This window comes from Aeromonas piscicola (genome assembly GCF_000820005.1).
In the GTDB taxonomy this organism is placed as follows: Bacteria; Pseudomonadota; Gammaproteobacteria; order Enterobacterales; family Aeromonadaceae; genus Aeromonas; species Aeromonas piscicola.
On record NZ_CDBL01000010.1, the window covers coordinates 35,747 to 59,671 of the forward strand.

At 45.7% G+C, this 23,925-nt stretch carries 22 protein-coding genes and 1 pseudogene; 10 read left to right on the top strand and 13 right to left on the bottom strand.

Annotation, left to right across the window (positions count from 1 at the left end; genetic code table 11):
* Positions 1-860 (bottom strand): phosphoethanolamine transferase (locus BN1128_RS02095; protein ID WP_042865975.1); only part of this gene is annotated, 860 nt, incomplete at its 3' end.
* A gap of 205 nt (positions 861-1,065) precedes the next feature.
* Positions 1,066-1,500 (bottom strand): EamA family transporter, encoded by a 435-nt coding sequence (locus BN1128_RS02100; RefSeq protein ID WP_033113892.1) that lies wholly within the window; start codon positions 1,498-1,500, stop codon positions 1,066-1,068.
* Between the two features lie 134 nt (positions 1,501-1,634).
* On the opposite strand from BN1128_RS02100, the gene BN1128_RS02105 reads away from it, so the two are divergent.
* The 5 genes from BN1128_RS02105 to BN1128_RS02115 all read left to right on the top strand — a co-directional run bounded on the left by BN1128_RS02105 (position 1,635) and on the right by BN1128_RS02115 (position 6,997).
* Positions 1,635-2,420: a COG4705 family protein gene (locus BN1128_RS02105; RefSeq protein WP_042865977.1), complete on the top strand. Its 786-nt coding sequence runs from the start codon at positions 1,635-1,637 to the stop codon at positions 2,418-2,420.
* 115 nt (positions 2,421-2,535) lie between these two features.
* Positions 2,536-3,321: a COG4705 family protein gene (locus BN1128_RS02110; RefSeq protein ID WP_042865979.1), complete on the top strand. Its 786-nt coding sequence runs from the start codon at positions 2,536-2,538 to the stop codon at positions 3,319-3,321.
* Positions 3,322-3,351: 30 nt separating this feature from the next.
* Positions 3,352-3,537: a hypothetical protein gene (locus BN1128_RS24320; protein ID WP_082030325.1), complete on the top strand. Its 186-nt coding sequence runs from the start codon at positions 3,352-3,354 to the stop codon at positions 3,535-3,537.
* Between the two features lie 189 nt (positions 3,538-3,726).
* The gene (locus BN1128_RS24325; protein WP_082030326.1) at positions 3,727-4,257 is read left to right on the top strand and encodes a phosphatase PAP2 family protein; all 531 of its coding nucleotides are present in this window, start codon (positions 3,727-3,729) and stop codon (positions 4,255-4,257) included.
* Positions 4,258-4,918: 661 nt separating this feature from the next.
* Positions 4,919-6,997, top strand: coding sequence for a methyl-accepting chemotaxis protein (locus tag BN1128_RS02115; RefSeq protein WP_156140069.1), 2,079 nt, complete (start codon positions 4,919-4,921; stop codon positions 6,995-6,997).
* A 40-nt stretch (positions 6,998-7,037) separates the two neighbouring features.
* Here the strand turns inward: BN1128_RS02115 and BN1128_RS24330 are convergent.
* Positions 7,038-7,475 (bottom strand): annotated as a pseudogene (locus tag BN1128_RS24330) (transposase); the annotation flags it as partial.
* Positions 7,476-7,785: 310 nt separating this feature from the next.
* Here BN1128_RS24330 and BN1128_RS02125 point away from each other — a divergent pair.
* The 3 genes from BN1128_RS02125 (at position 7,786) to BN1128_RS24335 (ending at position 11,539) form a co-directional block, all read left to right on the top strand.
* A complete protein-coding gene (locus BN1128_RS02125) occupies positions 7,786-8,742 on the top strand; it encodes a sensor domain-containing diguanylate cyclase (RefSeq protein WP_042865980.1) in 957 nt (318 codons plus the stop codon).
* 142 nt (positions 8,743-8,884) lie between these two features.
* Positions 8,885-10,288, top strand: coding sequence for an amidohydrolase (locus BN1128_RS02130; RefSeq protein WP_042865982.1), 1,404 nt, complete (start codon positions 8,885-8,887; stop codon positions 10,286-10,288).
* 291 nt (positions 10,289-10,579) lie between these two features.
* Positions 10,580-11,539, top strand: coding sequence for a sensor domain-containing diguanylate cyclase (locus BN1128_RS24335; RefSeq protein WP_082030327.1), 960 nt, complete (start codon positions 10,580-10,582; stop codon positions 11,537-11,539).
* Between the two features lie 656 nt (positions 11,540-12,195).
* Here the strand turns inward: BN1128_RS24335 and arsC are convergent.
* The 6 genes from arsC to BN1128_RS02160 all read right to left on the bottom strand — a co-directional run bounded on the left by arsC (position 12,196) and on the right by BN1128_RS02160 (position 16,797).
* Positions 12,196-12,627: a glutaredoxin-dependent arsenate reductase gene (gene arsC / locus BN1128_RS02135; RefSeq protein ID WP_042865983.1), complete on the bottom strand. Its 432-nt coding sequence runs from the start codon at positions 12,625-12,627 to the stop codon at positions 12,196-12,198.
* A gap of 2 nt (positions 12,628-12,629) precedes the next feature.
* The gene (gene arsB / locus BN1128_RS02140) at positions 12,630-13,700 is read right to left on the bottom strand and encodes an ACR3 family arsenite efflux transporter (RefSeq protein WP_042865984.1); all 1,071 of its coding nucleotides are present in this window, start codon (positions 13,698-13,700) and stop codon (positions 12,630-12,632) included.
* A 56-nt stretch (positions 13,701-13,756) separates the two neighbouring features.
* Positions 13,757-15,544, bottom strand: a complete 1,788-nt coding sequence (arsA, locus tag BN1128_RS02145; RefSeq protein WP_042865986.1) for an arsenical pump-driving ATPase — start codon at positions 15,542-15,544, stop codon at positions 13,757-13,759.
* 68 nt (positions 15,545-15,612) lie between these two features.
* Positions 15,613-16,041, bottom strand: coding sequence for an arsenite efflux transporter metallochaperone ArsD (arsD, locus tag BN1128_RS02150; RefSeq protein ID WP_042865988.1), 429 nt, complete (start codon positions 16,039-16,041; stop codon positions 15,613-15,615).
* A gap of 3 nt (positions 16,042-16,044) precedes the next feature.
* Complete coding sequence (locus BN1128_RS02155; protein WP_042865989.1) at positions 16,045-16,413, bottom strand: ArsR/SmtB family transcription factor; 369 nt, start codon at positions 16,411-16,413, stop codon at positions 16,045-16,047.
* 87 nt (positions 16,414-16,500) lie between these two features.
* Positions 16,501-16,797 carry an ArsR/SmtB family transcription factor gene (locus BN1128_RS02160; protein ID WP_042865991.1) on the bottom strand — a complete coding sequence of 99 codons (297 nt, stop codon included), beginning with the start codon at positions 16,795-16,797 and terminating at the stop codon, positions 16,501-16,503.
* Between the two features lie 106 nt (positions 16,798-16,903).
* Here BN1128_RS02160 and BN1128_RS02165 point away from each other — a divergent pair, with 106 nt between their 5' ends.
* Positions 16,904-17,980: a permease gene (locus BN1128_RS02165; protein WP_042866016.1), complete on the top strand. Its 1,077-nt coding sequence runs from the start codon at positions 16,904-16,906 to the stop codon at positions 17,978-17,980.
* A gap of 59 nt (positions 17,981-18,039) precedes the next feature.
* On the opposite strand, the gene BN1128_RS24015 is transcribed toward BN1128_RS02165, so the two are convergent.
* Both BN1128_RS24015 and BN1128_RS24340 read right to left on the bottom strand, forming a co-directional pair.
* Complete coding sequence (locus BN1128_RS24015) at positions 18,040-19,368, bottom strand: competence protein CoiA family protein (RefSeq protein ID WP_156140071.1); 1,329 nt, start codon at positions 19,366-19,368, stop codon at positions 18,040-18,042.
* 61 nt (positions 19,369-19,429) lie between these two features.
* Positions 19,430-20,173 (bottom strand): metallophosphoesterase, encoded by a 744-nt coding sequence (locus BN1128_RS24340; protein ID WP_167335786.1) that lies wholly within the window; start codon positions 20,171-20,173, stop codon positions 19,430-19,432.
* A 92-nt stretch (positions 20,174-20,265) separates the two neighbouring features.
* On the opposite strand from BN1128_RS24340, the gene BN1128_RS02175 reads away from it, so the two are divergent.
* A complete protein-coding gene (locus BN1128_RS02175) occupies positions 20,266-20,973 on the top strand; it encodes a hypothetical protein (RefSeq protein WP_042865992.1) in 708 nt (235 codons plus the stop codon).
* Here BN1128_RS02175 and BN1128_RS02180 read toward each other — a convergent pair.
* Both BN1128_RS02180 and BN1128_RS24020 read right to left on the bottom strand, forming a co-directional pair.
* On the bottom strand, positions 20,965-22,161 hold the full coding sequence (locus BN1128_RS02180; RefSeq protein WP_156140072.1) for a hypothetical protein: 1,197 nt from the start codon (positions 22,159-22,161) through the stop codon (positions 20,965-20,967). The genes BN1128_RS02175 and BN1128_RS02180 overlap by 9 nt on opposite strands.
* Positions 22,158-23,171, bottom strand: a complete 1,014-nt coding sequence (locus tag BN1128_RS24020; RefSeq protein ID WP_052445476.1) for a serine/threonine protein kinase — start codon at positions 23,169-23,171, stop codon at positions 22,158-22,160. Before BN1128_RS24020 ends, BN1128_RS02180 begins: the two co-directional genes overlap by 4 nt.
* Positions 23,172-23,925: the final 754 nt, after the last annotated feature.

Sequence of the window (23,925 nt, forward strand, 5' to 3'; positions counted from 1 at the left end):
TTGGAGAACATGCAGGGAACAGATACAGCGGTTGCAGTCCCACACGAACGAGCATCATTAAAGGAGATCACGCCACCAGATTTACTGGTAAATGGATTGGTGTCTTTCTCATAGCCATTCATCGAGAAATTTTTACCACGAGCGGTTTCACCAACGACCAGAAAAATCAACGTGGGCTTACTTTGATTAGTATCCCGTTTTGCATCATCACCTAAAGTTGTAAATGGGATTGGTTCAGCAAGATAACGATTGTAAACGTATTTAACGGTACTATTAACGAAATTGGCTGGAACAATTTCACGCTGGAGGTTTGAATTGTTGCGCCCCACTGACACATAATCTTGATAGTATAGTGCTGCAATAACCGCAATCACTATAAGTGATGCAAACATCGATAGGGCACGAGTTAGAATCCCTTTGAACCACTTTTCCTCATATTCAATTTCAACAAAGAAAAGTAAAATGGCAGGGATAAAGCCAGCAATAGTAACCCATCCTATAATTGGTAAGCTTAAATATGCTAACGCCTCATTTTGATTGGTTTCAAAAATATTCTGAATCATGTTTTGATCAAACAAGACTCTATACTTCATCATTGTGTAACTAACGATTGCACTAAGTGCGATAAGAAGTGCAAAAAAAGGCTTTATTAAATACCGTATCGAAAATGGAACAAATACAAAGTTAAGCGCTGCAACAAGCAATATTGGTAATGAAATGGCGAAACCAAACTTAAAATCTTCTAATTTGTAAAGGATTTCGTAAAAATGGAGAACTCCACGCCAGTTCAGCATAAATGCAAAATACAGTGCCAAAAAAAACATAAGCGGAACAATTTTTATTTTTATAAGGGAAGGCATACTTACTCCATTAATAGCCCAACAATCACTTTCTAACGAGACATCTTGTCTTTATGTTGAAAATGAATGGTAACAAAGCTGTACGTGAGCTTAATTGGCATTTTGTCATTTACTGATAAAAATGTGATCTTAATCACAAATGTCTTATCCGAAATGATACACAGCTAAAATTAAGGAAGTCTTAAGATGCGCTTCGTTCAGCTTTCTATCGCTTGAAAGCCAATAGCAAGACACCTCCAGCGATCATGCCAATGCCCAACCATTCTCTGACCGATGGCCGTTCACCAAGGAAAGTGAAAGCAAAAATAGCAACCAGGACAAGGCTGAGCTTGTCTACTGGGGCAACCTTGAAAGCCTCACCAATCTTGAGTGCTCGAAAGTAACAGACCCAAGAAGCGCCTGTTGCTAAACCTGACAGAGTAAGGAAAATCCAAGTCTTTGGTGTTAGACCAAAAGGATTGGCCCACTTCCCTGTGTAAGCAATAAATGCTGATAAAACAACGATGATCACTCCTGTGCGGATCAAAGTTGCAAGGTCAGAATCAACCCCCTCCACCCCTACCTTCGCAAAAATTGCAGTCAGAGCAGCAAAAATTGCAGACAAGAAAGCCCAGTAGAACCACCCAGTTTGTGAGTCCATTTGACACACCACAATTCGCTACGCATCAATGTTAAATTTTTTCACATGGCGCCATCCAGCTTAAGTGTTTCTTAATAAATCCCTGACACTCTTACATAGACGGCGATTCGTCTAACCAAAGGATAGGGTGAACTATGCATAGCAACACCGATAACATCGTAAGCAAGGTGCCAGAAATCACACTGGCCTTTTGGATGATTAAAATTTTAGCAACAACGCTTGGTGAGACAGGCGGAGATGCGTTATCGATGTCGATGGATCTAGGCTACCTGGTGAGTACAGCAATTTTTGCAGTCATTTTTTTTGCTGCTGTCAGTGCTCAGATATCCGCCAAGTCTTATAACCCTACGCTGTATTGGGTCACGATCATCGCAACCACCACGGTGGGTACAACGCTGGCTGACTTTGCAGACCGTTCTTTGGGAATTGGTTATGCAGGTGGTTCGACCATACTCTTCCTTTTGTTACTTGGTTCCTTTGGGGTGTGGTATCGAGCGCAAGGAGAGATATCATCCAGTGTAATTTCGTCACCCAGAACAGAAATGTTCTACTGGATCACCATCATGTTTTCACAAACTCTTGGCACGGCATTGGGTGACTGGACTGCCGATGATGCCGGATTCGGGTATGCAGGGAGTTCCGTTGTATTCGGTGGCATGTTGCTGGCCATAGTCGCAGCCTACTTATGGACTAAGATCTCTCGTACATTCTTGTTTTGGGCTGCCTTTATTATCACACGCCCCCTTGGCGCTGTTGTTGGAGACTTCCTGGATAAGCCATTGAGCAAAGGTGGGTTGGAACTTAGCCGCTATTCCGCCTCAGCTGCATTACTATTAGCAATTGCTGTGCTGGTATTCATATCAAGTACAAGAAGCAAACAAAACAGCACTGTAGCATTGGATTTAGATACTGATAACTAAGTGCATGAAATTATAGTGTTGGAGCAGTGTCATATGTTACATATGCCTGCTCCAATTATAGTTAGTAAAAATAGATAGTGGTGATTTATAGTAGGCACGATAAATAGGTAATCATATGAATAATATCAATGTATCGGAAAAGGGCTTGTTTAATAAGGTTCCAGAAGTAACAATGGCTTTCTGGATTATTAAAATGATGTCCACTACCGTTGGGGAAACGGCAGCTGATTATTTGATATTTAACATGAGGCTTGGGCTAACAGTTACATCTATTATCATGGGTGGGATTTTAGTCGTTATCTTGGTGATGCAACTTCACTCTAATAAATATGTCCCATGTAAGTATTGGCTAGCGGTAGTGCTTGTTAGTATCTTTGGCACCTTGGTCACTGATAACCTAACAGATCAAGTTGGCGTTCCATTGGAGGTTTCAACAATCGTTTTTACAATTATTCTTCTTGCTACATTTTGGCTCTGGCACTCCCAGGAAAAGACTTTATCAATACGGTCTATCGATACACCTAAGCGGGAGTTGTTTTACTGGAGTGCTATATTGGTGACTTTTGCGCTGGGAACCGCTGCGGGTGATTGGGTCTCAGAGGGTATGGATTTAGGATACATGAACTCAGTCTTTTTGTTTGGGGGACTTATATTTATCATATATGCAGCCTACTTAATTTTAAAAACAAACGTCATTTTTACCTTTTGGATTATTTATATTTTAACTCGCCCGCTGGGTGCTTCTATAGGCGATTTGTTGTCACAATCTGAAAAGCATGGTGGGTTTGGATTTGGGGTGACAAGCACTAGCATCGTATTCTTTGTATTTATTTTTGTTCTTGTTTTGTATCAATCATATAAAGTATACATAAGCAATAAAATGAATCAGAATAGTTTATAGAAGATTAATCAAACGTCACTAAGGTAGAAAATGACTAAGATAGATTGGCTTATTAAATTCAGACGTGCAAAAACCTTAAGCACTTTAGATGTGATGTTGGATGCAGCGTTAAGAAAGGTAGAATCCATAACTGATAAATGTGAAGCAATTAAAGGGCATGAACTACGTCAGGATGAACTTGAGCTTGGTAAGCATTGCAGATCGCTGATTAAGTAATGAGCAAATCATTAGCCAGCATATTTGAAAAAGGGCGAATCGAATCAATATCAAACAAATGTAAACCCACCATCAATAGAGCTAAAACTCTATTTATGCGCTAGATCATATTTATGAGTAAATCGTATTGATAGAGGTGTCAGTTCCGTTAGGCTGATGGAAAAAGAATTAACATAAAATGGATTTTATATGAATAAAAAGATTGTTCTCGCAGCTGTCATTAGTAGTTTTTTTAGCCCTGTATATGCATCTAGTGCATTTGAGACATATGGTGATATCGGGCAATTTGCCTTACCTGCTATTGCAGCAGGGATCTCCTGGTATAAAGACGACTATGAAGGGTTGAAGGATTTTGGTTATTCTTTTGTATCAACTACAGCAACTGTTGAGATTTTGAAGAATACGGTGGATGCAACACGGCCAAATGGTGGTTCGAAAAGCTTCCCGTCCGGTCATACGGCCTGGGCCTTTAGTGGTGCCAGCTATCTGCATATGCGTTATGGCTGGAGCTATGGGCTTCCTGCTTACCTTGCTGCTGGGGCAGTAGGCTGGTCTCGTGTTGAATCAGATAATCATTACTGGCGTGATGTAATCGCCAGTGCAGTGATTGCTACTGGTTTTAGCTACGTGTTTACCACTCCGTATGATCAACAGTTGGTGTTTGCACCTGGAATTATGAATGATGGTGCTCAGGGCATTTTGATGAGTTATCGATATTGATATCGACACCGCTGAATTTAACTTCATGGCGATGTGTACAAGCACATCGCCATTTTTAATAGCAACCCATCGTGGTTACTGGGCATCTTCGTCCGTTCCTTATAAATTCTGGGGCTAATCTAAGGTGCTGCACTCCCTTGTGGTTAAACCGAGCCAGTGCTTCTTTCAAGAGATAACCAGAACCGTACACAACGACTTTGATCGTGCTCCAGCGGCGCTTTCCCAAGTTGAATGCTGTCACTGCCAGCATAAGTATGAAGCCAACCGAACTGATTAAGGGCGTCCATCTCATCGTTACACATGGGGACGTTGTAACTTGATGGCTGATTTGGGAAGCAACGCCGCATAAACGCAAAATGCTCCTCGGTATGAGGCGCTTTTGGGGTTGTGGTATGCGGTCGCTGGGATTACCGATAACGATTGTCTGAGGTGGTTGATACCTCACTGATAGAAATGACAGAGGAAGGGGAAGTTGGTTTGATTTATGCTTAAAACCAACATTTGATGATTTGGTCAGTTTGGCTCCGAAGAGTGGTTTTTTCTCACTGGCCTAGCTTATGCTGTTTATTGTTTTTGTTGGGATAACCGCTTGGCAGCGCGTAGTTGGCTTCCTTTCTGGTAATGGCTCTTCCATCCGGCAACTAGTCTATGAGGTGATGCCATGGCTACAGCACAAGGACTATTAGATAACAATGCTCTCGAACTGAACGCCGCTAATGTAGCCTCGCGCAGTCTGCTCCGTTTTAACTCTGTCAAATGGATGATGATCAAGGGCGGTGTTCTGGTTGCAGTACCACTGCTGGTTGCCTCTGTTGTCTCCATATGGAGTAATCAAACTCAACTACGTGCCCAAGAGAAAGTTGAAATACTAGATCGCGCCCAATCCACCTTCCAAGCAACCCGTTACGATTTGGTACAGATCCAGCAATTTCTAACTGATGCATCTGTGACTGGTGATACTGAAGAAGGGATCGCCGATGCTGCAACGTTCCGTGATGATGCATTGAAAAACTTGGATACGCTTGCCCGTACTCTACCTGGGCTCACCAGTGAAATATTGCCGTTGCAGGAAGTGGCAAATCAACTGCATGAGAAAGGTGTGGTCATGGTTAACGCTTATGTCCATGAGGGACAGGCCGCGGGCAACGCTATCATGAAAAGCCCTGATGGCTTTGATGCCATGGTTGAAGATGCAGCGGGGAAACTGGATCAGATATCTCGAACTCTCGACAACCGGATAACCAGTGCCACCGCCAGTCGGGATCAGGCCAAGGGCTTGTCACTCTGGATAAGCCTCGGAGCAGGTTTGGTATCGCTTCTTTGTGTGGTTATGGCCTACCTGATCCAATATCGTCATCTGATGCGAACCTTGGGGGGAGAGCCTGGCTATGCTGCGTGGGTCGCCTCCGAAATTGCCTCTGGCAACCTGACCGTCAGGATCGAGGCCCGCGTTGGTGGCAACAGTGTGCTAGGCACTATGCGCATGATGGCTGAGCAGCTCAGTGGTCACATGCGCCAGATTGACCTGCGTACCCGCCAGCTGGCCCAATCCTCCTACCAGATCTCCGATATTTCCAAGACCATCACTGATGCAGCCCAAACTGAGCAACATCACTCGGGTGAAGTGAACCGTGCCAGTAACGATCTATCCTACGCAGCCGAGGCAGTAGCAGGGCTTGCTGATCAAGTCGGACAGCAGGCGGAGCTTGCCTATCAGAGTGCCAACCGCAGTACTCAGGTGATGAGCGAGAATATCGATGAGATGCGCCGTGCAGTAACCGAAGCGCAGCAGGCCGAGCAGAAGACTCGCCAGTTGAGCGAGGCGAGCCAGAAGATCCAGGTGATCACCCAATCAATCACCGCTATAACCGAGCAAACCAACCTGTTAGCACTCAATGCCGCCATCGAAGCGGCCCGAGCTGGTGAACATGGTCGTGGCTTTGCTGTAGTTGCCGACGAGGTGCGCAAACTGGCCACTCATGCCGGGCAGGCAACCAAGGAAATTAATGGCATTGTCACTACCCTTAGCCAGCTTATCGGCGAGAATGAGGCCACTGTGAAGAGCGTAATTGCCCGCACCCACCTCACGATGGACAAGGCCCACGAGGCAAGTCAGTCGATCAATGGTCTAATGGGAGAGATTGAACGCAGTGTCGAGGCCGCAGGCCAGATCCGAACCACCAGTAGCGAGCAGATGGACAAGCTCACCTCACTTAACGCTCATCTCCATGATCTATTACATGCCCTCTCCGAAAACACCGAGAAGGTGCAGACCACTGGGATCATCAGCCGAACCCTCTATAAAGAGTCGAGCGAGTTGCGCGATATCATGGAGCAGTTCCGCTTCGAAATAACCAATAATCCCGACCGCGCTGAACGAGAAATGCGTGGGGCTCCACGCATGTATCAGCACATGATGGTGAAGATCGGGGCCGGAGGCGTCTTCCACGAATCGATTACCGAGGACTTTAGTGTAACGGGGTTACGCCTGCGCACCGTGCAGTCCCTCGAATTGCCCAAAAAGTCGCAAGTCGAGCTCAAGATCTACACCCCCAAACAGTCCATAGATCTCTATCGCAGTCAGACGCCGCTGGCAGTTACGGCCAAAGTGATGTGGTCGAAACAAGAGGAAGATGGAGAAGCATACGGTCTAGAGTTCATCAATGTGACACCGGCAATCCGCAGCAATCTGGAGGCTTGCTTCCGACACTATGCTTTGGAGCCAACCTTTACTCATTGAAGCAGCCTAAAGTCATGACCTACTCAGCCCCTTGTGACCGCTACACTCGGGGCTTTCTGACAGGTAGACCAAGGCTTTTCAGCCTTGTTTATTGCACCAACATACGCCATCACTTCCCCCTACTTAACCGTTGAATACTCGCTGACTGATTTCCCCTGCCAGCAACTGCTTAAACCGATACATCACCACTCTGCTAGCGAACGAAGGTGATACCCTAATATCTTCTTCCTGTGCGCAAGCCCTTCCTTGCGCATCACCAGCATAGCCTCATTTATTGGAAGCCCCTTTTCCATAGCCCTGCATTCTTGCTAAGTGAAATACAGGCAGTAGCCCCTTTACGCGAGATAAGCTGACGGCGGGATTTGCTGTCATAGGCACCATCTGCATAATCACGGCCCTGCATGCGCCGCAGTGGATTGAACAGAGTCGGCAGTACCTCGGCATCATGGACATTTTCCAGTGAAACTTCTAACGATATCGTGGGTCAATGGAGTAGCGTTTTTTCAACCGCTTAAGTGAGAGCGAGTCAAAAAGAAGATTTAAGCGATAATGGATAAAGCTAGGAGTGATCTATTCGACTATATCGAGTTGTTTTACAACAGCCAACAAAAGCATGGTTTCAATGATCTGTTGAGACCAGTAGGGTTCGAGAGCCTAGCGAGAACGACTAGGAGGTGTGTAGATCACTGATGGCGATTCGGTGCCTACTGTAATAGATCGCTAGTAAATCAGATGTGAGAACACATGTTGGCGGTAGAACCAGTGCCCTAAATAACAAGGAGATGTTGATGCAAAGCTCTGTAGTACCAGATAACGAACGGCTCCGCTTAGATGCATTGCGCCGTTTAGCGATTCTTGATAGCCCCGCAGAGGAGCGTTTCGACCGGATTACCAGGATGGCTCGCAACATGTTTGAGGTGCCTATCGCTCTGGTATCATTGGTTGATGAAAATAGACAGTGGTTCAAATCATGTTGTGGCTTGCCAGTCTTGGAGACACCGAGAGAAATTTCTTTCTGTGGTCACGCGATTCTTGGTGATCAACTGTTCGTAGTTGAAGATGCCGCCAGAGATCCACGATTTTCTGATAACCCTTTAGTTACAGGAGCACCACACATACGCTTCTATGCTGGCCATCCACTTCAAGTAGGCAATGGCTTGAAGCTCGGCACGTTGTGCGTCATAGACTCTAAGCCCAGAGTGCTTAGTTCACGGGATCAAGCGCTGTTAGCCGACTTGGCATCTATGGTTGAGAGTGAGCTACGAGCAGTACAGATGGCGACAATAGATGAATTGACGGGGATAACTAACCGTAGAGGATTCATGCTGCTTGCCGAAAAAAGCTTGAAATATGCATTTCGTGTAAAACATCATGCGGCCTTACTGTTTTTAGACCTCAATCACTTCAAGCTGATTAACGATAAATTTGGTCATGATATTGGTGATGATGCACTACGACAAATGGCAGAATTATTATGCCGCGTATTTCGAGACGCAGATATATTTGCGCGTCTTGGTGGGGATGAATTCGTAGTTCTTTTACCTGGGACTGGTAATGAACATTGCAATAGGATTAAAGAGCGACTGTATCATTCGCTAAATGATTTCAATAGTCATAGTGGTAAGCCGTACCAGCTTTCATGCTCTCTAGGCATTGTTATTTACGATGCCAGTATGCCACCTGATTTAGAAAAACTACTCCGGCAAGCAGATGAGGAGATGTATGCATGCAAAGTGCAGCGATGAGAGTTTTTGCCAGCGATGATGCAATTAGGTATTGTTTATTAGTAAGCATCAACAATACCTATTCGGTCACCGTCAGTTATAGTTTCCAGACACATCAATATACCAGTTGTACCATTCAAACTTTCCACCACAGGGTATGTAAATGAAACAGTCTTCATGTTGTCAAGTAGCTGCAATTGCAGCGATGCTCGCACTATCCTCCACTGCAACGGCCATGAGCACATCTGATAACCAGCTAGAAAATAGTGCAAATACAGCACCATTCTCAAAGGAGCTGATAGCACAGATCAACGAAAGTGTTGCTAGTGATAGTGCGAGACTTATCGAGATTTACAAGGACTTACACAGACACCCCGAAATTGGCTACACAGAGGTACGAACTGCCAGCATCGTTAGCCAGCAGTTGCGTGAGTTAGGGTTTGTAGTAACCGAGGGGATCGCCAAGACAGGTGTTGTCGGGGTGCTGAAAAACGGTGAAGGGCCAACAGTTTGGTATCGGGCTGACATGGATGCATTACAGGTTCGCGAAGCAACGGGCTTGGAATATGCTGCCAACACCAAGCAAAAACTTGCTGATGGTCGTGAAATCGATGTGATGCATGCTTGTGGTCATGACGCCCATGTAACCTGGTTACTGGGTGTCGCTAAGGTCATGTCATCCATAAAGCCTATGTGGTCTGGGACACTTGTTGTCTATGCACAACCAGCCGAGGAGCCAGGCACTGGGGCGCAGAGTATGGTGGATGACGGGCTTTGGCTGCGTGACTTTCCCAAACCGAATTATGCGTTCGGCGCTCACGTTGTCCCTGGGCCGACAGGTGTGGTAGCAAGTGCCCCAGGGGTGAGGATGGCTGGGACTGACCAACTAGACATCACTTTCTACGGTATTGGTGGGCATGGCTCTACCCCTGAACTGGCATTAGATCCAGTGGTGATGGCCGCTCAGGCTGTTCTTGCCTATCAGACAATAATCAGCCGCAACATAGATCCGCAAAAACCAGCTGTGCTGACTGTAGGTGCCATAGAGGCAGGCCGCGATAACAATGTGATACCAGAGAGTGCTGTGCTGAGGCTTAATCTGCGTTGGTTCAGTCACGAGGTGCGCGACCTGTTGCTTCGCCGCATTGATGAGGTGAATCGTGGGATCGCGATAGCGTCTGGCGTACCGGAAGACAGACTGCCGACAAGAGTTATGAAGGGCAATGCCGATGCGGTGGTCAATGACGCCAAATTGATGGAAAAGGTCACCCCCGCACTACGCCAGCTTCTGGGTGAGGATAAGGTCATTAGCAATTTCCCCTCAGCAATGGGCTCTGAAGATTTTGCTGAAGCATTTAAGGGAATGAATGTTCCTTATGCATATCAGTTTATCGGTATTGCACCACCCGACTTGTTTGCAAAAGCTCGGAAAGAGGGTAAATCGTTTCCCTATGGCCTGCATAATCCAGACTTCATCGTTGACCTGGATGCTATTCCTGTCGGAGTTAAAGTGAATGCTGCAACTATTCTTAGTGTGTTGGCAAAAGCCAAGACAGAAACGGAATAACTGCATGAAAAAAGATGCCTCAAGCAGAGGCATCTTTTCACTCTACATAGACTTAAACCTTCAACTTTCATTAGCCATTATTACAACCCAAACAAGGACTCTATTGGGCCTAGCCACGGTGTTGTGTAGGGCTTACCTCCTGTCGAGTTAAATCCTATATGAGAAGCTAATGAGTTAACGATCACACTATAAATAAAATCCGTCATCTGTAATGCTACATTCCATTCTGTTGCATCTCAAAGAATGCCATACTATTCGCGTTTAAAACCGATATGAAAAAAGGAAGCAAGGATGCAACCTCTTCATGAAACCTCAGATCCCGACTTACTACGCCTAGATGCGTTACGCCGTCTTCAAGCACTTGATTCCCCTACAGAGGAACGTTTCATTCGTATAACAAGGATGGCTCGTAATATTTTTGACGTGCCTATTGCCCTAATATCTTTTGAAGATAATGAGCATGGGTGGGCTAAACCTTGTTATGGTCTAAACATGCATGAACCACTTCCAAATATCTCCTTTTGTAGAAATGGGTTTCTCACAAAGAGCATGCTTGTTATAGAGGATGCAACTCAAGATCCCCTATATGCTGAGAATCCGATGGTTATTGGGGAGCCATATATTCGCTTCTATGCTGGACACTCATTAGTCATAACGAATGGACTGCACATTGGTTCCTTGTGCATTATAGATCGGAAGCCAAGGGTTTTTGGTGACAAAGAGAGAGCTTTATTTACTGACTTAGCATCTACAGTTGAGAGTGAGTTACGCGCTGTACAGATGGCTACAATAGATGAACTTACAGGGATAACAAATAGACGAGGGTTTATTCTTCTAGCTGAGAGATACTTGCAACATGCGTTTAGAACAAAGAGAAGTCTCTCATTATTATTTATCGACTTGAATAATTTCAAATCAATAAACGATCGCTTTGGTCATGATGTTGGAGATGATGCATTGTGCCAAGCCGCTAGATTAATAAATATGATTTTTAGAAGCTCAGACGTTTGTGCTAGGTTAGGAGGCGATGAGTATGTTGTTTTATTGCCAGAGGAAAGCAGTGAATATTTTAAATATATGCGCAGTAGAATAGTTTTTGCATTTGAAGAGTTCAATGTTCATAGCGGAAAGCCCTATACTCTATCTTGTTCAATAGGCATGGTGAGCTATGACCCAGCTACTCCACCGGATTTAAACATGCTACTTAGATTAGCCGATGAAGAAATGTATAGTTGTAAACATTCCTTATGAGTTTATTGAGACACCATCTTAGTATTTCAACTACGTTCAGCCTGGTGAGGTTTGTATTTAATTCTGATAGGTGCCTAGAGTCCATGTGTATGGAAATGGTATTCACCTGACAGTTGCCCACAAAATGGGGTGTTGATACGGCTTCAAAATGGATTGTAAAGCCATATGTCTACCCAGCGAGAAAGTCGCATGTCGTAGACTCAGCCAGCTAGACCCCACCAAAGTGCTCAATAACGTCAGCAACGCCTTCAATTTCATCGGTCATAGCCGCCTCTGCATTCATTAGACCTATGCAACCAATACCTGGTTCGACAGGTTGCTTGGTTGCAAATAGGTATCACCCTCACCAGGTTAACTCATTGGGCTTTAGAGGATGGGCAGGGACAGGTAGATCAACAGGAAGGATGGTGGAAGGGCAGGCCGTTACAGCACGTTGTATAGGTTCTTACTTGATACCAAAGGAAGGGCGCACGAAAGTAACGTAAATAAGAATCCGGTTTGAGGCCGGTGTCAGGTGATAACTAGATCTGTACATACTATGCTCTGCCATCAGATGTTGAAAAATCGAGAACTACTGTCAGACTAACACGTCCTTACATGCACTCAGGCAACAGCCGTCTAACCTGACAATTTCATATTTTCTGACGTTAGCTGGATTACTTGATGCGTTTTCCTTGTGCATCCACAACCTGCTCTCCATCTTCCTTGGTGAAGGCTCCTTGCTGAGGAGCCGGCAGAATATCCAACACAACCTCTGACGGACGGCACAACTTGGTGCCAAGCGGGGTCACCACGATGGGACGGTTGATCAGAATGGGATGAGCCAGCATGGCGTCAATCAACTCATCATCGCTGAATCTATCCTCGGCCAGCCCAAGCCCCTCAAATGGCGGCACGTTTTTACGCAGCAAGTCGCGTACCGGCATCTCCATAGCCTCAATCAAGGCTACTAGGGTTTCGCGGCTCGGTGGTGTCTCCAAATAGTGGATAACTGTAGGCTCAACGCCTGAGTTGCGGATAAGCTCCAGCGTATTTCGGGAGGTGCCACACGCTGGGTTATGATAAATGGTGATCTGGGCTTTATTCATTTTTAGGACTCCGCTTTGACATAGTTGCGCTTCATGCGCAAGGCGACATTAACTAGGGCGATGAGTACGGGAACCTCCACCAGTGGGCCAATGACTCCGGCGAACGCTTGATCTGAGCTCAGTCCGAACACTGCGATGGAAACTGCAATCGCCAGCTCGAAGTTATTACCGGTGGCAGTAAAAGCGATGGAGGCGTTTTTGTCATAGGAGATGCCCAGCTTTTTACCAACTAAGAAGCTGGTGAAAAACATCAACACGAAGTAGACCACCAAGGGCACCGCAACTCTCAGTACATCCATAGGCAATTCGACGATCATCTCGCCCTTGAGGCTGAACATCAGCACTATCGTAGCCAACAAGGCGATCAGTGTGATGGGGGAAATTGCCGGAATAAAACGCTCGGTGTACCACTTCTCCCCTTTAGCCTTGACCAGATAGTGGCGGCTCAAGAACCCTGCGAGGAAGGGGATCCCCAGATAAATCAGCACGCTTTCGGCGATATCCAGCATAGTGATATCCACCACAAATCCTTGCAGGCCGAACAGTGGCGGCAGCACGGTAATAAACAACCAAGCCATAAAGCTGTAGGTTAGGATCTGAAAACCGCTGTTGAGTGCCACTAGACCCGCACCATACTCCTTGTTGCCCCCCCCCAGATCGTTCCACACCAGAACCATGGCAATGCAACGCGCAAGACCGATCAGGATGAGGCCCACCATATAGTCTGGGTAGTCATGCAAAAACACCAAGGCAATAGCGAACATTAAGATAGGGCCAACAAGCCAGTTCATCACCAATGAGAGGGTGATGGCGCGGCGGTCACGGGTCATGGCCCCCATGGTGCCGTAATTCACCTTGGCTAGAGGCGGGTACATCATCAGGATAAGGCCAATAGCCAAAGGTATATTGGTAGTCCCAACCGACATCGCCTCGTTCCACTGAGCAACTTGAGGGAACAGATAGCCAATCCCAACCCCGATGCCCATGGCAACAAAGATCCAGAGGGTCAGATTGCGGTCTAGAAAACTCATTTTTTTGCTGACGTGCAAATCGCAGCAAATACTGGTATTCATCAAAAGACTCCGTATATGAGGTAAATGAGAAGTAAGGCTAGAGGGGGCTGATGCACTCACCCCGATTTGTGGATGGGGTGACATAAATCTTGCAGCGCTTTCACCCCCACCGGCTCGACAGCTTGCAAGGGCACCACAGCATAACGCTTCGCATGTTCCTCCTTGACCGCTTCAATATGGGGCTGCTGGCGATACGCTCGCTGGGCCAGCAATGGAGAGGTGACACTGGTCGGGGCCAGCATGTGATTGACTACCCAAGCCCAGGGTTCGATACCGGCGCGGCGCAAGTCGGCTTGCAAGTTGGTAGCCTCCTGTACAGGAGTTGGCTCAGGCAGGGTGACGATCACCACCTTGGTCTGTTTCGGGTCTTGCAACTGCATCATGGGGGTGGTGAAGTGTAGCCCCTTGCCCCCCATCTGACGGGCGAGCTCTCGATGATAGGCTCCGGTCGCATCGAGCAGCAGCAGGGTATGGCCAGTGGGCGCTGTATCCATCACCACGAATCGCTTGCCTGCCTCGCGAATGATCCGCGAGAAGGCCTGAAACACGGCAATCTCTTCGGTACAGGGGGAGCGCAAATCTTCTTCCAGCAGGGCGCGGCCCTGTGCATCCAGACTTACCCCCTTGGTGGCAAGCACCTGGGCACGATAACGCTCGGTCTCGGCATGGGGATCGATGCGACTGACCTCCAGGCTGGGCAAGACACCAGCCAGCGTCTCACCAAGGTGAGCTGCGGGATCTGAGGTAGTGAGATGAACTGGTAGCCCTCGACTGGCGAGCTCTACCGCCACAGCCGCCGCCAAGGTAGTTTTACCCACACCACCCTTGCCCATCAGCATGAGGAGCCCGTGACCATCGCAGGCCAATTCATCGACCAGCTGCTTCAATACGGGGTGTTGTTCAGTGGCTGTGCGTTCGACCTTATCGCTCCCCTTAACCGGATCCGCACCAAGTAACTGGCGCAGGCTGTCCACGCCCACTAAATTGGTCGCCAGCAGCGGCACTCTGTCTTGTGGCAAACTTGCCAGCAACGCTGGCATATCAGCCATAGCCTGCTGCTCACGTTGCCATACGGCAGTTGCCAAGGGGTCATCCACCATTTCGCTTTGCGGGAAGATGCCATTGATAACCAACTGCTGATTGGCAAGACCGATAGCAGCCAGTTCGTCATGGGTACGCGCCACTTCCCGCAATGTTGATGTTTGCGCTCGGGCGACCAGAATCAGTCGCGTTTTTCCGGCATCAGAGAGAGCTGCAACGGCTTCTGCGTATTGGCTGCGCTGTTTTTCCAGTCCAGCCAAGGGCCCCAGACAGGAAGCATCACCCTTGCCCTGCTCCAAAAACTCGCTCCATGCCCCTGGCAATTGCAATAGACGGATAGTGTGGCCAGTCGGTGCCGTATCGAACACGATGTGGTCGTATTCCACCACTAGGCTGCTGTCGGTCAAGAGAGCAGTGAACTCGTCAAAGGCGGCGATCTCTGTAGTGCAGGCACCGGAGAGCTGTTCTTCAATACTGCGTAACACGCTTTCGGGCAGCTTGCCGCGCACTGGGCCAACGATACGTTCGCGATAGGTTTGCGCGGCGGCTTGCGGGTCAATCTCCAGTGCTGATAATCCATCGACTTGCGGGATCCTGGTGATCTGGTTCCCTATCTGGGTGTCGAACACTTGGCCTACGTTTGAAGCCGGATCCGTGCTGACCAGCAGTACCCGTTTGCCACAGTCGCACAAGGCAACCGCACTGGCACAGGCCAGCGATGTTTTACCCACCCCACCTTTACCGGTGAAGAAGAGAAATGGGGGGGCATCATTGAGAAACGAGTAGTTCAGAAACGGTGACATGAGAGACTCCTGTCAGGAATAACGAGGCAATTGACCGAACAGAGAACTTGCCAGCCAGGCGATGTCGCTTAGCAGCAACCACTGCTACCGGAGCAGCATCCACTCTTAACGATCCCTTTGATGGCATAGGCTTTGCTGGACTCAGCTTCTGGCTGTTCAACTTCGGCACCATCACTTGCTGGTGCTTTCAGTAATTCCAGCCCTGCATAGCGGCTCAGTTCAGCGCGGCTGGGATAACGACCGGTGAGAACCACCTGGCCATCAACCAGCGTCACCGGTAAACCTTCTTCCCCAGTCAGTTCCAAGAAGGAAGCTACTGCCGGAGTTTCAGCGAAGACTAGGGGCTGTTGTGCCAGGTTGAATCGGTATAGAGAGCCACCCTGCTGTTTGAGCCACTCGGCATCACCAGCAAAGATCACCAGGCTTTGGTCAATATCTGTTCCACACACTCCACTGGAGCAGCACAAGGCAGGGTCAAAAACTTGTATGAGTCTCATGGTCTACTCCTTATTGCAGCATGGCTGCGCAGGCAATACATGGGGTGAGCAGCCAGACTCGGCCCTCATCACGCCGCAGGCTTCTGGATGACCGGCGCAGCACTCTTCGGTGAGATAACCGATTAAGTCGAGCATCAGGGGAATATTGGCGCGATAGCGTAAAAAGCGCCCCTCCTGCTCCACCGAGAGCAAGCCAGCATGCAGCATGGCTTTCAGATGAAATGAAAGCGTGTTAGGAGCAATGTCGAGCTCACTGGCCAGCTGTCCGGCGACTTGCCCTTCCAGCCCAGCCTTGACCAACATGCGCCATACATCGAGGCGGATGCCGGACGACAGAGATTCGAAGACTTTAGTAGCAACATCTTTATTCATTGGAACCTCAATCAATCGCTTCGTAATTACAACTATACAAGAACAGTTGAAATGATCAAGTCAGCTTGGATGCTGCTTTGAATATGCTCAGGTTGAGCTACCGTTTACACAGCACTCATCACGGAAAAACGCGATGATCTCTTCCAGCACTTCATATTGAGAGACGCACAGCAGGGTACGGCTCTCACGGTTCTGCTTGACTAGGCCAACTGAGACCAGCGCGGCAATGTGGTGGCTTAGGGTCGATGCGGGAATCGCGAGCTGCTTCTGCAAGTCGCCAACAGGGAGGCCTTGCTCTCCCGCTTTGACCAAATGCTTGAAAATGAACAAACGAGTCGGATGACCCAGCTCTTTCAATGCCTTAGCAACCTCTTCCAATTGCATAGCTCACTCCTCTCGATGACGCATATTTCGATAATACCAGAAATATCTTGATCACTCATATGTTTCGATTATTCCAGAAATATAGAAAATCAAAGAGGACATGAAGATGAATGATTGGTTAAGCATGCTGGCAGATGCATCTCAGATGTTTTTGTTCCTAGCCTTCGAGCTTTCTGTGCTGTTCCTGGTGATCAGTGCTGGGGTCAGCTTGATCCGCCAAAAGATACCTGACACCAAGATCCAAGCCATGCTGGGGGCACGAAAAGGTAGAGGCTATTTTATTTCAGCAGCACTTGGCGCATTGACCCCTTTTTGCAGTTGCTCAACCATCCCTATGCTGCGTGGACTCTTGTCTGCCAAAGCTGGTTTTGGGCCAACCCTGACCTTCCTGTTTGTCTCACCGCTGCTCAACCCGATCATAGTCGGCCTTATGTGGGCCACCTTCGGCTGGAAAGTGACGGTACTGTATGCCGTAATTGCAGCAGGCGTTTCTGTGCTGGCGAGTATGTTGCTCGACATGCTGGGGTTTGAGCGTCATGTCATTGACTCCAAAGAGGCCAAGCAAAGTAGCTGCGGCACCGGTTGTAGCAACACGACAAGTGAACCTGCCAGTGTGAGTGCAACCGCTTGCTGCTCAAGCAATGCTATCAAGTCCATCAAACCGCTAAAGGCTCAGGCATCTTGCTGTACTGCGCAACCCGATGAGGCCGCACCAACAGTCTCTTGCTGCGCAGATGGCACTGCGGCACTAACTCAGGTTCCAGTCATTCCCACTGCCTTCGCCAAAGCGCGTATTGATGCCTGGCAGCAATTCAAAGAAGTGCTTCCTTACATGTTGCTAGGGGTGCTGATAGGGTCATTTATCTATGGTTTCATCCCCGCCGAGTGGATAGCGGCCCACGCAGGGTCAGACAACCCGATGGCGATCCCATTCAGCGCAGTTGTGGGTATTCCACTCTATATCCGGGCAGAAGCCGTTATCCCTCTGGCATCGGTATTGCTGAGCAAAGGAATGGGCATGGGTGCGGTGATGGCACTGATTATCGGTAGTGCGGGGGCCAGCCTGACCGAGGTGATCCTGCTCAAGTCGATGTTCAGAACACCTATGATTGTGGCGTTCCTGACCGTCATACTGGGGATGGCCATCATGATGGGTTACTTGACCCAACTACTGTTTACATAAATGACAAAAGGCCTTCTGAAACAGAAGGCCTTTTAATGTGTATCAGTATGTAAAGATATTCACTCTGGAATTTTAATAAATGAACCATACTTTCTCCTTAGGTTATCAATAGCCTTCATGGTCTGCCTTTCTTTTTCCTCCAGCTCTTTTATCCCATTTGATTTTTCTTTTATCCAGTGTGAAAGCATTCTTTGAGCCTGCTCTCTTGATTTAATATCTACGATGCTTGCCAAGTCTTTGGCTTTTTCGGTTAAAGCATCTTCTCGCTCTTGTAGTGAGATGAGGCTATCATTTAAATTTTTCTGTATTAAGTCTAAGGATGTTGAACGCCTGCGTATTTCGACTTCACTAGCATCAAGCTGAGCCTCTTTGGCTTTAATAGTTCTATTTATATCATCAACTTGTGAATAAAATTCAGACTTAAGTTCATCTAGATTAAGAAGGTCGTTTAGTAAGCCTTGTTTTTTATCAATCTCATCTTGCACATGATAAAGACGTTCTTTTAATTCCATTTCAAAGCTTCTATATTGATCTTCCAGTAGGATTATTTTGTCCTCTATCTTTGAAATGGATGACTCTTTATCAATTTTTATCCTATCCCACTGTTCAAGGATTGAACTTGCATTCCTTTCTGCATTCCGAGCCTGTTGAATCACTCTTTGCATATCACTTAGTTCTGATTCGCGCGTATTTTTGATCGCTTCGAATTCTGCATTAAGCCTTTTAACCTCTGCATCATGTTTTGAACTCAATGATGAATACTGATGCTGTAAATATATTAACTGCTGCCTATTATGGGAGTACATCATTTCGGAGAAGTTGCCAACAGGAGCCACAGATATCCATTTTTTAGGGCATTTTTTTAGATAATCGCTAATTTCTTCTTTTGAGATTATCTCTCCTTTCACACGAAATCCACTAAGGTCAAGTTCAACGCAGGTTGCATTCACCCTTTTTAGTTCTTTAATTTTTCCTCGATCACAAAAGTGCGTAACTGCAACTTCGATGAGAACCTTCTCTCCATCGATGAACCCAATTACATCTGGGATAACTCGCCCCTCATAAACCTCACATACCATCTCATCAAAAACTATGTTTTTATGGATTGGGTTTATAGTTCCAATAGGCAGCAATAACTGCCTGTCAGTTACTAAAACCTCTTTAGCCAAGATATGTATTTCGGTTTCTGGCTTCCAGGTACAGGAATTCTGCTCGATTGAATTAGGCTCATGAGCAAAATAATGGGCTTTAACTTGCCCTTTCATAGCCCAGACAGCGCCCTGACAACCGATGCATGTGCAATTGCATGCTTTTCCACTCACAACGTCTTTGACATCAACTATATGGCCGTTGTCGCCAAGAGCACGAGTCATCAGGATTCTTGCCATATATATCTACCCACTAACTAAACTGCCAATTAAGAATTACAGCCTAATAATGATATTGTTTTTAGGTCAGGTTTATTTTTGAAGTGGTACATGTGAATGCAGTGGCATGCATGAACTCAAACTCTCCTTTTTTAATTTTACAAGCAGTGAGATGTGGATTGTTAATGCGCTCACTTGGAGAGTAACCAGAGCCGGTATCTAGAAATAGTTGATTCCCTACAAATCGTGGGTAGTCGACAGGGGTGTGTCCAGAAATAATATAATCAACTCCTGATATTAAGTTTTCGTCCTTAGATGAAATTACATTTCGCCCCCATAGGATCTCACGCCGACATTCATTTAAAACAGCATCACAGACAGGCCATGTCTTCATTGGAACCTCAGAGTGAATAACCCCAACATGATAATCGTCAAGCTCTACCGATAAAGTGAAGCTCATATTGTTCATGATAAGGGTTCGACACTCTTGGCGCTCCTCATCAGTGAGAGAAAACCACCACCCACCACCATTTCTTTCCCAAATAGAGCGTTTATATGGTGATGAATTATCTTCATCCAGTATGAATTCCTCATGGTTACCTACAACAGAATAAAACCACCCTTGTGCTGTTAATCTCAAACACTCTAGTGAACATGCCCCACGGTCTACCAAATCGCCCGTGCAAATTACCCTATCAATATCAGGATCAAAGTTAGCCACAGACAGGATGCGCTTCAAAGAAGTAATTTGCCCATGTAAGTCACCAATAAAGTAATCTGTTCCTAATATATTTTTCTTGAGTATCTTGTGAGTTGTAATATTCATTCCGCTCATTGTAGCCACCAAAAAAATATGGAATACTTAAACACAATACTCTATAATGTTTTATTGTATATGATAAAGAGCAAGAGTTGAATATGAGTCCTCTAATTACAATCAAATCAGCCTCATTGGCGAACGTTGGTAGCTCGCAAGATGCGTTCGACTCAGAGTTCGCTCTTGTAAACAGCTTGCAATCTCTCGTGAGAAAGCAATTCAAGAAAAATATTGGTTTTGAAAGAGAGTTTGACTGTGGCTTTGGCATTGCTGATGCAGTCATCTTCGAGTATAAGAGAAGGAAAGCGGCCTTAAATTTAGGGCAGATCACACCTTCTTGGGCATACACGCTCAAACAATTGCCATTAAAAACCAACTTTGATGCTGAGCACATTTCTAAAATTTCAGGTGCATCTCTCTCATTATCGAAAAAAGCGATCAAAGAATTTGTTGATGCAGGTTACTGCAAGCAAAAGGAAAATGGTATTTATGTAAAAGTAAAAGAGCCTGAAAATATTGTAGATACTATAAAGGCCGTAGAAGCGAAGCTGAAAGATTGGAAGAGAGCTCTTTGGCAAGCAAGTCGTTATAAAACTTTTGCTAATGAAAGTTGGGTTGTACTCGACAAAAAGCATGCGAATCCTGCAATAAAAAACATTGATGAATTTAAACGCTATAATGTTGGACTGGCAACCATCTCTATAGAAGGTGATTACTTAGTGCATTTCTCCCCTATTGAAGAAACGCACTTTTCAGAAATCGCCTACTGGAAAGCTAACGCAATGATCGCGCAATCCTTATTAAACTAAACCATTGGATTGTGCGAATATACGAATTGCATTGCTCCAAGTATTCAGATGATCGCCATTGCCGTGTTTATCAAGCCTCAATGCATGTTTACTAATCTCATCATGTAGTTCTATTGCTTCATCAATCCATTCGTTCAGCCTTTTATACCGCCCTTGAATGCTCAAGGATGAAAGCTCACCAATTTGGTCACTAAACGCTTTAAAATAGTGCTTATACAATATTGCTGAATTAAATGCAGGGTCTTTTGTTAGCTCAAATGCCTCATCAGATTCATCTGATGCGGTATATATCTTACTCCAAATATGAGGGTATCTATCCTTTAGAATTTTAGCCTCATCAAAGTTGATCCAGTTCAACAGTTTGGGAAGATAAATCCTGGCTTTTGGCCCTCTTCTATCTCCATCCGTTACGATGAATTTATCTAGAGAGAACATTCTGGTATTTTCGAAAGCGCCTATAGTTAGGCTAATTTCACCAGCTAGTGTATACAACAATGACTCAGTATTTGAATACCCAACAAGAACCTCTAAGTCTGCATCATAAGATGCCTTAATGACATCCATGTACTGGGTAAGAAATGTTAGGTCATTTATTTGCTTTGTACCCCTATCATGTTGGCAGAACATATAAACGCCATCAATTTCAGGGTAGCTTGTAATCCAGTTTAGAACCTTACTTCGATACTCATTACTGTTCACCATTGATGAAGTCATGGGAACCGTCAGCAATACCTTTTTACGACCCAGTGGGTCTTGCTTCTTGATCTGCTCAAGAAATGGATGTACAAATTGCTGTGATTGACCATCGATATACTTGTCATCAAAGTATTCATAAAATCTTGCAGGTATGATGAGTTCCAAAAAATCATTTTTCAACTGGAACTCAATACATCTTTTTGCTGCTTCATAAGATACAGCCATAAAATCAATTGTTGAGAATCCTTTTTCCCCCATAATCGTATTGGGGAAGAAGCTATATGATTGTAACTTTTGCTTTTGAGAGCTAGGTAGGTAAAATTGTGGATCAAATAATGATACTGACTTTAGTTTTTTACTATAGTCAGAAACATTTTTACATGTCTCATGAACTGGACTAAAAATTATTCCATCACCGATTTTATCCTTTTCGAAAGAATCTCTGTTCCAGTTAGCACAGTGTCCAGATTGATGAAATAAACGTAAACTCATATCCGCTCCTTAATTGCATTCAATTCATTGATGATTTTACTTGGAACACGATATCTCAGATATGGCTCCTTGCTCATCATTTTCTCAATTATATTTGATAAATCTCTATCAATACCCTTTGTATGTAAAGCATCAGGAGTGTGGCTGCATACTCGCTCTAATATTTCATCATTATAGTTTGTGCCATCAGAAACCATAAATGGGTGCTGTCCAGTTAGCATCTGGTAACAAATAATGCCGATAGAAAAGAGATCACTCTTGAATGAGATATCTCTCTTTGCATTTTTAGCTTGCTCAGGGCTCGCATAGGCAGGCGTACAGGGGCCAAAATCACAGAAGCTATACGTTACGCCAGCAGAACCTTCTTGCCGTAATAGACCAAGATCTATAATGACAAGAGAACCATCATCTTTAACTAAAATGTTGTCTGGTTTTAAGTCCCTATGTACTAATTTTTGTGGATGGCCCCATAAGCAATCCATTGCAATAAGTATTTTTTCTAAAAATGAGATAACTGCTGGCTCATTATTATAGCCACTCATTAAATTCGTTAATGGCTGAGCATTCATTCTTTGCTCTATACTCACGAACTTAATCGGATTCAGTGGTTCCTCAGTTTCTGGATGGAGAGTGATTGCTTCATGAAAAAATAATCGAGGAAATGATGGACTTCGGATTTGATTAAGAACCTCAACTTCTTTTTCCATGTATGAGATAGTTGTTCTTGATGTCACACTCGACATTTTAAGAACAACCGCTCCCCACTTATCACAATTTTCAGGTTCAATATCTGAACGACCCGTGAAAATGCCAAAGTATACAGCCCTTTGACCAGATGCCTTAGGTACACCCGTTATTTCGAAATTTGGGTATAAGGCCCTTATCAATTCGATGGACTCTTGATTTCCTTCTAGCATTAGCAAATCTCTCGCAAGGCTGAATAGAAAAAGATCTACTACAATATTTTCGTAAATAAATATATATTTCTGTTTCCAGGTTTTGATCTTCATCAAGATTCAATTAGAACTAACATCTGGACTCATTTTTTCACTTGACTATTGTTTGAACTATCACTGTCTTACCTCAGGGGCGACATTGCTCCGATCGTGTGTACCAATCCCGTAGGCCATGACTTTATTCTGGAGGTATGCCTGATGGTGAAGCCATGTAGTGGGGTGATTACAGCGGCAGTTATGCGGTAGGGGCTTATTTGAGCTGTAACCCTGGCACCAGTCTGTGACTTTCCAGCCCATACAGTCATAGGTCATTCCGCTAGCCGATGACGTTATCTCATACGTTCACCTGCTATTCGGTTCAGCTCGGTGTCTTCGACCAGCTCCTGGTAGCAGACAAAGATATAGGGTGACAAGCAGTTGAAGGCGGGGTAGTTACCGTTCAGGATGGCAACATCAGACCCGTTACCCTTTTTCAGGAAACGCCCCATAGGGAGGCGAACAATGAAGCCAAAAACCACCTTCGATTTTCAACATCACAGCCCCGAGACATCAGAACTGGTGTAGTATGACCTCTATAAGCAGAGGAAGACGTTCGACAAGTTGTGTAAACTTTTTTATCGTAAATGTATCAGATGTTGACACGAACAGCATTAATGATAGGTTTAATGCGATTTAAGAGCATGTGGGTGAGATAGCAAGATGGATGGAAACAGTGTTTACTAGGCTTGCACTCAACCAACTCACACACACAGTGGCAGTTACACTGAAAAGTTCCTGCCCTTCCGTTTTGAAGATCACCTAAGAATAA